General features: G+C 38.9%; 9 protein-coding genes. 1 reads left to right on the top strand and 8 read right to left on the bottom strand.

The annotated features are described in order from the left end of the window. Nucleotides 1-299: 299 nt before the first annotated feature. Nucleotides 300-1,352: a class III poly(R)-hydroxyalkanoic acid synthase subunit PhaC gene (gene phaC / locus IPM34_01415; protein ID MBK8954202.1), complete on the bottom strand. Its 1,053-nt coding sequence runs from the start codon at nt 1,350-1,352 to the stop codon at nt 300-302. Nucleotides 1,353-1,426: 74 nt separating this feature from the next. Beyond that, complete coding sequence (locus IPM34_01410) at nt 1,427-2,899, bottom strand: hypothetical protein (GenBank protein ID MBK8954201.1); 1,473 nt, start codon at nt 2,897-2,899, stop codon at nt 1,427-1,429. 91 nt (nt 2,900-2,990) lie between these two features. On the opposite strand from IPM34_01410, the gene IPM34_01405 reads away from it, so the two are divergent. Then, complete coding sequence (locus IPM34_01405) at nt 2,991-3,404, top strand: MaoC family dehydratase (GenBank protein MBK8954200.1); 414 nt, start codon at nt 2,991-2,993, stop codon at nt 3,402-3,404. Between the two features lie 388 nt (nt 3,405-3,792). Here the strand turns inward: IPM34_01405 and IPM34_01400 are convergent, their stop codons facing one another. The 6 genes from IPM34_01400 to IPM34_01375 all read right to left on the bottom strand — a co-directional run bounded on the left by IPM34_01400 (nt 3,793) and on the right by IPM34_01375 (nt 12,306). Next, nucleotides 3,793-6,396: a fibronectin type III domain-containing protein gene (locus IPM34_01400; GenBank protein MBK8954199.1), complete on the bottom strand. Its 2,604-nt coding sequence runs from the start codon at nt 6,394-6,396 to the stop codon at nt 3,793-3,795. 859 nt (nt 6,397-7,255) lie between these two features. Next, nucleotides 7,256-7,924, bottom strand: a complete 669-nt coding sequence (locus IPM34_01395) for an FMN-binding negative transcriptional regulator (GenBank protein MBK8954198.1) — start codon at nt 7,922-7,924, stop codon at nt 7,256-7,258. 28 nt (nt 7,925-7,952) lie between these two features. Continuing rightward, the gene (locus IPM34_01390) at nt 7,953-8,972 is read right to left on the bottom strand and encodes a DUF3667 domain-containing protein (GenBank protein MBK8954197.1); all 1,020 of its coding nucleotides are present in this window, start codon (nt 8,970-8,972) and stop codon (nt 7,953-7,955) included. Nucleotides 8,973-9,617: 645 nt separating this feature from the next. Beyond that, the gene (locus IPM34_01385; GenBank protein ID MBK8954196.1) at nt 9,618-10,358 is read right to left on the bottom strand and encodes an alpha/beta hydrolase; all 741 of its coding nucleotides are present in this window, start codon (nt 10,356-10,358) and stop codon (nt 9,618-9,620) included. A gap of 320 nt (nt 10,359-10,678) precedes the next feature. Further along, a complete protein-coding gene (locus tag IPM34_01380) occupies nt 10,679-11,155 on the bottom strand; it encodes a hypothetical protein (protein MBK8954195.1) in 477 nt (158 codons plus the stop codon). 2 nt (nt 11,156-11,157) lie between these two features. Beyond that, on the bottom strand, nt 11,158-12,306 hold the full coding sequence (locus IPM34_01375; protein MBK8954194.1) for an efflux RND transporter periplasmic adaptor subunit: 1,149 nt from the start codon (nt 12,304-12,306) through the stop codon (nt 11,158-11,160). Between the last annotated feature and the right edge of the window lie 26 nt (nt 12,307-12,332).

Genomic DNA, 12,332 nt, shown 5'->3' with positions numbered 1-12,332 from the left:
AGATCATTCAATATCAGGCTTGTGGAAAGCAAAATTTAGAAATTGTAGGCCATCGCACCTTGCTTACTAAAATTGGCGATAACATTGTATAACTCCCTACCAGAATAGCAGCTTTACATATTCTATGAGAGCTTATGATAATTTTGGGAATGGAGATGCAACAATTGGTATGAACAGAAGACTACAAGTTTATCTTGGGGTGTTTTTGCTTTTCATACAATTTAAGCCAATAAATAGCGGGTTTTGTTCCACGTGGAACACTGGAATCGGGGAAGTGTGAAAAACTAAAGTGATTTAAATCAGGAACGGGCCATGACCCATTTGGCAACCGCTGGAGCCAGTTCTTTTTGAGATTTTGCGCCCACAAAGACCCCTATGTGACCACCCGGAAACGCATAAAGCTGTTTGTCCTTGCTGCCTATATGGTCCATAATGGCGATGGTGGATTTATTTGGGATGATGTTATCTTCTGTGGCGTAGACATTTAAAAATGGCACATTCATATTTTTGAGGTTAATCCTCTTCCCATCGAGCTCGAATGTACCCTGGATCAGTTTATTATCGCGAAACAGGTCTTTGATGTATTTTCTGTACATTTCTCCTGAAAGGTCCGGGCAGTCATTTTTCCAACGCTCCATGCGGAGAAAATTCATGAGCTTGTCCTTGTCTTCCATCATATCCATTACCCCAAAATATTTAGAAACATCGAGACTGGGTTTAAGCATGCTGAATGCATTATTAAGCATGTCTGCACTCACTACTCCAACAGTATCTACCATGGTGTCAACATCCAAATGTTTTGCCCAATTGTAGAGCATGTTGCAGTGGGCGTCCGTAAAGTCGTATGGTGCAACGTATGTAGTAAGCGTTTGCAATTTTTCGGGATGAATGGATGCATAGATCATACTGAACAAACCACCCTGGCAAATGCCCATTTTATGAATTTTATCTAGATTATGCCTTTCGCGGATAAAATCAATTGCATCATTCATATAACCCAGGATGTAATCTTCCATGGTGATGTATCGGTCGGCACGGGTGGGATAACCCCAGTCCATAATATAAATATCCAGGCCTTCGTCCAGCAATTTTTTCATGAGGCTACGGTCCGGTTGCAAATCAAGCACATCGTGCCTGTTCATAATGGCAAAGGAGACCAACACAGGAATGTCGCATTTAGGAGGCGTTTCGCGAATGTAGTGGAAGAGTTTAACCTTATCGCATTCCCAAACCAACTCCTTGGGAGTAACGGCTACATCCACTTCTTCGATTTCCCTGAGGGTTTTATAGCCTTTTTGAAGTTTATCGTTAATTTGGACGAGTTCGTTAAAAATGGATCCTGTATTCAGCATGATTTTAAAATTGAAGCGCAAAAATAAAAAAGCCTGAGTGTTTTACTCAGGCTTTTATTGTGATTTGGTTGAAATTACTTCTTTTTCGAAGTTTTAGCCTCATTTTTTGGCTCTTCTTTTTGATTGCTCAGCATATGTTCCAGATTGCGGTACATTTTTTTGAGGTCATAAAGGTTTTTATAAACTTCGTCCATTTCAGTGCGGGTTGCTACCGGCATATTTGAAAAGAACATTTTTTCCATTTGAACATCCAGATCTTGTTTGATCTTCAATTGCAAGCTGCTCACTTCGGTCATGAGTTTGCTGTATTCGTCGCCTTGGAAAAGTGTTGTAAATTTCTCGTCGCCAAGCATCATCCACTCCTGGAATAATTTTACGATGCTGTCTATGGTCTCTCCGTTTTCAATTCGCTTGCTTACTTTTTCAGCCAGGGCATCCATGACTTTCAGGCTGTTTTGATAAACCAGGTATTGCAATTCGCTGTTTTTTAAGTTCAACATCACCATTCTATCGTAGATCTCGTTCCAGATTTTCGCATTTTTTACATTGCTGTTTTCTTCAAAAAGTCTGGAAACAGGCGAGGTGGCTTCGATCATGGCATTTTTCCAATTGGTATACATATCGACCATTTGGTTGAACGGACTGGTTTGCATCCAGGGAAGTTGCTGCATTTGGCTTTTCATCTGATGAAAGTTGCTCAAACCCATTTCAGAAAACTGTTTCATGGACTGAACAAATTGCTTGTTCATTTCATCAAATTGCTTTCTGGAATCATCCGGAAGAAATGAAAAGAATTTATCGACAAATGCCTTGTATTTATCGGCATTCATCATTTCCTTATAAGTTGCAAAATTGAAACTGCTGTTTTCAATGCTTTTGAACATCGGAGCCCACAATTCATAAAACTTGCTCAGGCTTTCTGACATTTTATTCATGCCATGAAAAGAATCAGCAGCAGTAAGATTTGGCATTTTATTCCACCACTCGCCAAAAGATTGGTTCATCAGGTCAAGGTAATTCTTGTAATACTGACCCCATTGACCCATATGATCGTTCATTTGATTCTGCATATTCATGCCATTCATGAACGGATTGTTAGACATCATCTGGTAAAAAGGTGCGGTATTCATGTTTTTTGCCCAGTATCCATTAAATTGGTTGGTCCAGTTTTGCCACTGGTTTGCCCAATCAGCAGGATTTGGAGTAGTACCCTTAGCCATTGCATCCTGCTGCATCTGGAAAGAGTTCTTTGCCCAGTTCATTTGGTTGTCAAACCACTCCTGGAAATAATTTTTCACCGATTCATTTGTTTGCTTCATGTGTTCGGAAGTTTCGTTCAATTGTGCTGTTGTTTTTTCAATCATGTCAGCCTGTGCGGTCAAGGCATCTTTGTACATTTTATTTCCTTTGTCGAGTGTTTCGTGCACAAAAGGAACATCTTTGGTAAGTTTCTTTGTGGCATCAACGAACTGATCAATAACGCTGGATTGTGTTTCTACTACTAAATCTACAAAAGATTTTGAATGGTTGTTGTTTTTTGCGCTCATGGTTTTCTTTTTTTATGCGTTAGAATGATTTACTTTGTGCCGCAAACATAGTACAAAAAAAACCGGAAACTGCAAAGAAATTATTAATAATATGCTAAAAACAGGAGATCAGTTCAAACACAGATTCAGTTACACACAGGAAGACGTCAATTTATATGCCAAAATTTCTGGCGACACCAATCCGCTTCACACCGATCCGGAAGCTGGAAGAAACAGCATGTTCGGGAGGAATATCATCCACGGATTTCTGGGTGCATCCGTTTTCACTAAAATTTTCGGGGCGCTTTGGATGGCCGACGGACATGTTTATCTGAAACAAAGCATGCAGTGGTTGAAGCCCATGTTTGTCGATACAGAATACGAAGCAGTCATCACGGTCAAAGAAATCAATACAGAGAAACATCGCGTTTTATACGATTGCGCGGTATTCGATGTTCAGTCAGGGGATCAGACCATTGCAGGAGAGGCCTTGCTCATGAACAGGAAGCAATACGTGAGTGAGTAGTGAGCAGTAGGCAGTGAGCAGTGAGCAGTAAGCAGTATGCAGTGAGCAGTGAGCAGTAGGCAGTGAGCAGTGAGCAGTAGGCAGTGAGCAGTAAGCAGTAAGCAGTGGGTAGTGAGCAGTGGGTAGTGAGCAGTAAGCAGTAAGCAGTAAGCAGTAAGCAGTAAGCAGTGAGCAGTAAGCAGTGGGTAGTGAGCAGTAGGCAGTGATTCTTACTCCTTGCTCTGTAAGGAGTGTGCTTTAACCTCCAGGCAGATTGAAACTAACATGTGTTAGTTATTGATTTAGCTTTTGGCTTGATGCGATTTTTATTGATAGAGTTAAAAAGAAAAAGGTCCGGAGTTTGACGGACCTTTTTCAAAAACTAAATAGTAAATCCCTGTCTAAAAATTTATTCCAACTTTATCAGTTTTCTTGTATGTTGATTGCCGGCAGCAACCAGCCTGATGTAATAACTTGCCGGATTCAGCGAAGCTGTATTCAAATGAAAAATGTTGATCCCTTCCGTTGCATTTAATTGCTCCTTATTTACTACTCTGCCAAGTTGATCCAGAATGTTCAACTGAACGCGTTGCTCACTTGTGGAAAAAAACGAAACCTGTAAATTTTGGTCAAATGGATTTGGTGTGATCTGAATTGACTCCAGATCAAGAGCGGTGCCCTGATTTGGATCGATCAGACTACCGGCAGCTTTGATGTTTATGCTGTAATCCTCTACTTCTCCATATGCAAATGTTTGACACGAAGTTGGATAACCTCCATATCTGATTGCAACGCGCATTCTGACTTGTGCGGTGGCTGCTCCTGCTGGAATCGTAATATTTGCACTTTGGAGAGCCGTGCTGGAAGATGCCTGTGATAGTACCTGCTCGCCGGCATCGTTAAATGACTTATTGTTGTTGAAATCAATCCACACCCTCCTATAAATATTGCCGGAACTACCGGTTGTACCTATTTGATGATTAAATGTATAGGTCGTTCCTTTCGTTACATCAGTGACTAAAGAGGTACCGTTATAGTATCCACCATCGGTTCCTGAAACCCGGTCGATTGTTCCAATTTTCACTCTGGCGACCCATTCGTAGTTTGCATTATTGCCTTTTGAAGTGCAATATCCGGCAAGGGTTTTAAAAGTAAGAGTACTGGTAAAAGCGCTGTTTCCGCCAGAACAAACCGCCTGAACCCGGACATTGTAATTTGTATTCGGGCTCATGCCGGTTAAGTTGACGGCAGTGGTGGTTACATTTACCTGATACCAGGTATTCGAAGATGCCAGTTTATATTGGAAGTTATAAGAGTTTGCTCCGGAAACGGGGGACCAGGAAACTGTGGCCGTGGTTTCAGTGATGTTGCTTGCAGCCAAATTGGTTGGGGTATTGCATGATCCTCCGCTACTATTCGTCGTAAAATTGACCGTTGCGGAATAAGTGCTTTCGCCAGAGGCACAAACTGCTTTTACACGTGTATTGTATAAAGTGCCGGCAGTAAGTCCCGTCATGTTATAAGTAGGATTGGTTGTGGTGACAACAGTCCACGTACCCCCGGAATTGGTTTTATATTCAAATTTATAAGACGTCGCACCCGTAACGGTGTTCCAGTTGGCAGTAGCTGTGGTTTGGGTAATATTGGTAATGTTAAGTCCGGTGGGCGCGTTGCATCCGCCTCCGCCTCCGCAGCTTTGTCCCAAACAGGTGGCCGAAGCCACTTCAGACCGGATCTTATCTCCTGGTAACGGACCGAATCCATTATTGAAATTGATGCCATAATTGGTCAAATGACAATAGCTCATGATGGTACCGCCATTCGGTGGTGCAGGACCTTTAGCGCATCCACCCTCAGTTGTATAACAATTGTCGATAGCACCCCCGGGCCAACCACACCAATGTGTGTGATTGGAACCAAGATTATGTCCCATTTCATGGGTCATCACCTCAACAGTCCAGCTGTAGGTGGGTACATTAGAATACGTAGAAGAAATGTTGCTGTATGCATAGCGATAAGAAGAACACAAAACATCGAGCCAGGCAACACCGCCGATGTTATTTCCACCCAACGCTGCTAAATGTGCAAGGTCGCCGTTGAAAGTTGGACGTTTGGTTTTGAACTGATTAAGCGCAGTCACGCTGCTGGTTTTGGAATAGCCATCTTCTGAAGTCCACACAAATACCTCCGAAATGGCTGTATTTATGGACTCATTAGCATAGAGGGTTTTCACGTTGTTAAAAACAGAGGTAATCCAATTGGTTGTGTTGGTCACACCACCTTTGTTATTGTGCAGGGCATAATCGCATTCGATATAAACTCGGACACAATCACCTGCGGCCTGCACGCCCCGTTGATCCATTTCTTTTTGTATGGGTTGCAGTTCATCGGTCAAACATTCGAAAGGGATGTCGGTGTTGATATCTCTGTCATTGTAAAGGATCATTTGCCCAGGAGCATCATAAGTAGGTTGGATGACGATGTTCCCTTCACCTACAGTAAAACTTCCAATAATCTCGTTTTCAAAAATACTGATTGAAGCAAGGCTGCCGGATTCTTGTCCCTGGACAACGCCACGATAGTATACACCTTTTACATAAGGGAAAGCCTTGGAACCATCAGAAGTAAAAACCTGAAATCCTTCTGCAAAGAGATCGACTCTAACGAGATCTAAAACTATGATTTCCCTTTCGTCGACAGGGATCTCAAGACTCAAAGCAGAGGGCTTATTTTTTAATAGTGAACGAAGTTCGCTCAGATTGGGCTCGAGTAGTTTCAATTTTGAAGCATCCTGACCTCTGTAAGTGGCAAAAGGAAGGGATGACAAATGAACTGCTTTGGACTGGTAGAAACTGCCTTGTTGATTTTTGGCGGTCATTACCTGTGAAGCCACGGGTGAAATGGAAACAGGATCCTGTGAATTGACCTGAATCGTAGTAATGTTTTGGGCGGATAGGCTAATAAGACCCCAAAGCAGGGCAATAGCTAATAGTCGGTTTTTTAAACACAGCATGTTATAAAATTTTAGAAATGAAAAATCTTAACGGATCGCCGTAAAATTGGGATAGAAGGGAAAATACAAGTGCAAAGCTAATGCTAATCACATAACCAACTATCAGGGTAAACCCTGATTTTTTAAAAAAAATATTCAGGGTAAACCCTGAATATTTGATAGAATTGAAAACGTGTGAATGTAGTTTTATTCAATATGTTTTGAAGTGGCTTACAGTAAATTGAAGCGTAATAAGAACATATACTATTCTTTTAACTCATTTATAAGACCAATAAATTCAATCTTAAAAATAGAAGTTAAGAATTTGATATGTTATTGAAGGATTGGTCCTCCGGCAAGAATGGAAGCTATTTGTTTGTTGTTCAGTTTTTTCATAATAAAAAATTTGAAGTAAAAAAGTTGTAAGTTGTTATAAATCTATTGAAGCAAAGGTCCTCCTGCCAAAATAGATGCGATTTGAGATGGTTTCAATTTTTTCATAATTGCTGATTTAAAAGTTAAAATAATAAGTTACTACACCAATAATCAATTCAGTGAAGGTCCTCCGGCCAGAATGGAGGCAATTTGTTGTTTGTTTAGTTTCTTCATGATCATTTAATTTTTAAATAATAAATGTAATTGTCCCAACAAAAGTAGAATACCCTATAATGGAGAGGTATCACATGAAAGTAGATAAATGATAATGGAACCTAAGAAAGGCTACCGCGAAAAGGGAGGCCTAAAAGCTCAGTTTTTCCCATTTGGCTGGAGTCGTGTGAGAGCTACATTCTGTTGAATGGATACATCAGTTCGGGCTTTTAGATTACCGACCCATATTCTTTTTCTAATTGCATAAAGCACAGAGCAACATTGGTAATTTTCAGGAATCAAATTTTGAGGCATCCCAATCCACACCTGCAGGAAACAATTCTGCTTTTCTTTTTTTCATTTCCGATGCAATTAAAGCACTGGACCCACCTATTTTTTCAAGGTTAGAAATAATATTCAGGTAACTTTTCTCATCTCTGTTCTGGCTGAGTTTAAATACATTTTTCAATTTCTCTGTCTTCATTTCAAAGCCAGCAATGGCAGGCATCATCTTGCTTAAAAACGATTCCGGGAGATTGTCATAGAATGTCTGGGATTGGGTATTCCCCTTTTCAAATTTTAAAGTCAGTTTTCGCATAAATGCTATGAGTTCATCATCGGTCATAAATTGGATTCGTCCGCTTATTTGAACACTCAGATAATTCCAGGTCGAACCTATTTGGGGATTGCTATACCAGGATGCACTTACATAACAATTCGGACCCGTAAACACCAACAAAGCGTTTGGATTTTCAAGAAGCGCCTTATGGTGGTCGGTGTTGCGCATGATGTGGCCATGCAAATACAAAGCCCCATTTCTCTCTTCAAGTAAAACAGGTATTTGCGTTGCAACCTGTTCACCTGATAAAAAACTACCCGTTAAAAATGCAAATGGATATTCTTCTATAAAATCTAATACTGTTTGTTTGTCTTTTTCTTTGAAGTAGGAGAGGTTGTACATATTTTAATTTTCTATTTAAAGAATTCATCTACTTACCTGAGTAAAATGAAATAGTGTAATGAATGAGTTGGTATACGGCAAAAGAAATAAAACAAAATAAGAATAACCTAATAATAGTGCTGACCCATGGATACGCAAATACTTTTTTCATCGAAAGAGCCAGATACAGCACCAACATCACTAAATTCAGAACGAATAATACATTTAACAAAGGCCCTTCTACGGCTGAAAAGAAAAGAAGCTCTAGTAATAAAGCAGAATAGAACAATAGAAAAAAGCAAGCGAAGTGAATTGAATAGAGCAGGGTATCATAATAAAACAGTAGCTTGTTGTAGAATATTATATATAAGATAAATGCATTTACAGGAATTATTATGAGGAAAAGCCACTTAAAAATACCGGAGACCATTATAACGACTTCAGGGATGGTCATTTGCCTATTCAGCTGAAGTCTTTTATTAAGAGCATAAAAACGAGTAAGGGGATTATCGTCATATCCATATTTCGTTAACCAGATTCCAACACTATCGGAAGAAGCTTTTTTCAGCTCTCTTAAATGGGCATTTGTTATTTCAGGATTTTTCATAATCCAGGAAAATGGCGGAACCAGTATGCGTGCCGTTACGCTGTCGGGAGAATGGTCAAAGATCTCACCGATCGTCATATTCGTATTCGCCTGATCTTCCGAAAACGATCCGAAATATCCGGATTCGGCCAGCTTCTTTTCAAAAATACTTATTACTAAAAATGCAAAAATCGAAATAAAAATGAATAGCCTTAAAGGTGGGGTGTATCGGCCCCGAATATTATGAATATAGTCAAAAGTGATTTTACCAGGTTTTAAGAGGAGTATCTTAAAAGAATGAAGAAATTTGGTGTCGAAGTGTATAAAACCCTCCAGCAATTCATAGACATAATGAACCAAAGGAAATCTGGGATTGTGATTTTCCTGGCCGCAATGTGGGCAATAATTTGTGTGTTCGCTTTTTGCACTGAATTCAAAACCGCAGTTTGCACACGAATGTTGTTTTTGTCTTTTGCGAGCCATTTTAATAAATGTTAATTTACAACTCTTAACACAGAAAATTCTTGAAAAGCTTTTTGAACAAAGCTATTTTGGTGAATACCAGACAAAAATAAGCAGAACGTAATGAAATGTTTAGCTATAAATTTGCCGAAACGGCTCTTCAGATCAAACGGTTTATTGCCAATCAAAAGACTTATTTTTAAGATCTCTTCCATCTGTATTGTACCCAGAAGCACTACTCAATTGCGAAAATGATATTTACTCAGACAGTCTGTTTTTCAATTCGTGTGATAAATGAAATGATAGTCGATACAAGAACAACTTGCCCAATCAGGATTTTCTTTGAAAATCATAGTGTCAAAGAAAAAAAGTAATCGTCTATTATATCTTTAGCCAATATATCGCATGCTTTAAAGATAGTAAATAGAAACGGATTATATCTTATCCACTACAAAAAGTATTCAACAATTTCGATTGAGTTTTTAGACAGATTGACGGTTTGCAGCTACAAGAAGTTGGCGTCCCGATAGCCATCGGGATCTAAGCACTTCACTGTCAACCAAGCACAAATCCGCCTGAGGCGGACACAAAGCTTGATTTAACCCCGCCCGAACGTGCCCGTTCGGTAAGGGCGGGCACTGAACCGCCACTTTTGCCAACCCCGCGTTATAGACCTTTTATTATTTCGTACATAAAGCTAATCAAGTTGTCACATGTTTGTTGTTGCTGTTCTTCTAATGAAATGTCAGCCGAACTGTCCATAAGTAATTTGCCCAAATACCCAAATTGAGAATGATTGCCTCCTTTTATCAAAACTAATTTCGCGTCCTTGGGCAACTTGTTTTTATTAGCCAAAACTTCATCAACACTTGCAAGCCCATCATTTTCTGCATATAGTTTTATACAATGAATGTTTTGGGCTGATAAATCAATATCCCGTGGGTGAGAAGTACCCAATAAGAATAATCCTTTAAATACGTTTGAATTTTCATAAACAAATTGAGCAGCCATTTTCCCGCCTTGTGAGTGTCCACCAATAACAAAGTTTCCTTTTGTGAGGTCAAATAATTTGGATGCTTTATGATAGTCATATTGCGGAAGTCTCCAATCCATTTTTATTAAGTGACAGGTAAAACCGTTTTCTGCTAATTTTCTGCAAAGAGGCGCATAGGCTTTTGGGTCAGTTAAGCCACCTTGAAAGAAAATAAGCTCCATTTGGTTTTTGGAAGTGTCAGATTTAAAAGTGATTTGCTCATCCGTTTCAATTATAGAAACAATGTCTGAGTTTAAAAATGTGTCTTCGGGAAGATTGTGAGATTGGAATGTAGTCCCATTCCAAATAAAGAAAATAATTACAAGGCTAAACCAAATTATCTTAAAGATTTTCCACGATTTTTTCTTTTTCATTAAGTTCAATTGGTTTGAGAAAGAATTAGTATTCTGGAAATTAATAAAACCCATAACCCCAAAAGTAACCAAAGCAACTTCCTGTTTTTTCTTTTTGATAAAAATTCTCCTAACATAATTTTTTAATTTGTGGGTTAATTCGTCTTTGGGTTGCCCATACGGTGTGTCGTCTTAAAATCGCTTATAACGATAAAGTATAACCGTAGTGTGGGTATTGGAGCAGTTTACTATCCGAATGCTGCAAAGTTGCTTTGGAGCAATAATGCTCAATTTTGGCCTTTCAGCCCGCAATACGATTATACAATGTTGTATACCGTTTTTCAATCTTCCTGCCTTTCTAATCGAATAATTTTGGTATCACTTCGGATTTCAGAGTGCCTAATTTCACCTCCACTTGTTCCAACATATTTAGCTAGAACACCGTCTGCCAAGGCAAGTAAAAGGATCAGATATATAAAATACTTTGTGTATTTGAGTTTCTTTATCTCAGCTATAAGAACAATTAAAGCTAAACCGCCAAGTATTAATGTGATTGTAAAAAACGATTCGGCATATTCCTCGTGAGTATGGATAAGTGTTTCGCTTATTCCAGCAATATTCTCTACTATATCTTCTGCTCCTTCTCCTGTATAAAAAGCGACAATTGAAGTAATAGCGGTAAATATAAATACACCTAAAGCTGTAAGTTTAACATTCCTTTCCTTCACTAATAATCCGGCAATCAGGATAAGAGTACCGATCAATAAGCCTACAATTGGCAGGTGATTGACTACTAAATGAAAATGTGCGTTGTTCATAATTATTCTTTTATAAGGTTAAATGCTCCTTTTACAAGGAATTCGGAATTATCTTTTAAATCATTACTATTGAGGATTTCTACATACCCTTTATTGGATGAGCCGATCTTGATTTCTTTCTTTAAAAAAGTGAAACCTTCATCGGATGAAGCGCTGAGAACGAGTACAAAATACTTGCCATCCACTTCGACCAGAGCTTCTTGTGGTAAAGCAGTTTTTGTTTGTGATGTTGTTAAAATATTGGCTTCAACATACATCCCAGGATTGAATTTTGAAGAAAGACTTTCATTTGATAAATGCCCGTGAATACCAACTGTTCGGCTTTCTGGGTCAACCGTTTTGTTCACTAAGTGAACTGTTGCATCATAAATTGTAGAATAGTCCTCCTGCAAATTGAATTTTATAGACTGGCCTACTTTGACTTTCGGAAGATCTTTTTCGAAAATGTTCAATTCTAAATGAAGATGATCGGTATCAACAATTGTTATAGCTGTTTGAGAAGGTGCCAAAAATGCCCCCCTGGCAATGTTAACCTGGGTAACAAAACCGTTAATTGGGGAAGAAATATTAATGGATGAGCGAATATTTTCGAGAGTTAAATTCTTTGGATCAATCCCCATCAGTGATAATTTCTTTCCTAATGACTCCAATTTTACTCTAGTTACGGTGTAGTCAGATTCAGCTTTTAAGAAGTTTTTTTCTGATGTAACATTGTCCTTGACCAAATTTTTTTGTCGCTCAAAATCGGACTTTAAATAAGCCAGCTGGCCTTTTGCTTCCAGATAATCCTGTTGAATTTGAACAAAGTCCGGATTCTCCAATGAGAATAATGTCTGTCCTTTTTTAACCTGTACACCTGGCAATAAATCGATATGTGTTACGGCACCTCCAAAATAGGTGCTCACAGTAACTCTATTTTCAGGTGGAACATCAAAAATACCAGTAGCTTTCACTATTTCATGAAATGGTTTCGTTACGAGCTTACCCAATTCCATGTTTGAGAATGAAAACTGTATTTGGGTTAGTTTATACTCATTTGCTTGTACTGCTTCAGATAATAATGGCTCTGCTGTAGTTTCATCGTTCCGAGAGGAACACGAAGACATTGTGATGATTGAGGCAACTACTAAGATGCCTAGCGTCTGATTCATTGTTGATATTCTAGTAAGATTTTTCA

The organism is Saprospiraceae bacterium (assembly GCA_016716185.1).
Lineage (GTDB): Bacteria > Bacteroidota > Bacteroidia > Chitinophagales > Saprospiraceae > Vicinibacter.
This window is presented reverse-complemented; position numbering and strand designations above follow the sequence as displayed.

Coding starts and splice junctions, on each gene's coding strand:
- phaC (MBK8954202.1), bottom strand. CDS start 1,352: ATGCTGAATACAGGATCCATTTTTAACGAACTCGTCCAAATTAACGAT.
- IPM34_01410 (MBK8954201.1), bottom strand. CDS start 2,899: ATGAGCGCAAAAAACAACAACCATTCAAAATCTTTTGTAGATTTAGTA.
- IPM34_01405 (MBK8954200.1), top strand. CDS start 2,991: ATGCTAAAAACAGGAGATCAGTTCAAACACAGATTCAGTTACACACAG.
- IPM34_01400 (MBK8954199.1), bottom strand. CDS start 6,396: ATGCTGTGTTTAAAAAACCGACTATTAGCTATTGCCCTGCTTTGGGGT.
- IPM34_01395 (MBK8954198.1), bottom strand. CDS start 7,924: ATGTACAACCTCTCCTACTTCAAAGAAAAAGACAAACAAACAGTATTA.
- IPM34_01390 (MBK8954197.1), bottom strand. CDS start 8,972: ATGGCTCGCAAAAGACAAAAACAACATTCGTGTGCAAACTGCGGTTTT.
- IPM34_01385 (MBK8954196.1), bottom strand. CDS start 10,358: ATGAAAAAGAAAAAATCGTGGAAAATCTTTAAGATAATTTGGTTTAGC.
- IPM34_01380 (MBK8954195.1), bottom strand. CDS start 11,155: ATGAACAACGCACATTTTCATTTAGTAGTCAATCACCTGCCAATTGTA.
- IPM34_01375 (MBK8954194.1), bottom strand. CDS start 12,306: ATGAATCAGACGCTAGGCATCTTAGTAGTTGCCTCAATCATCACAATG.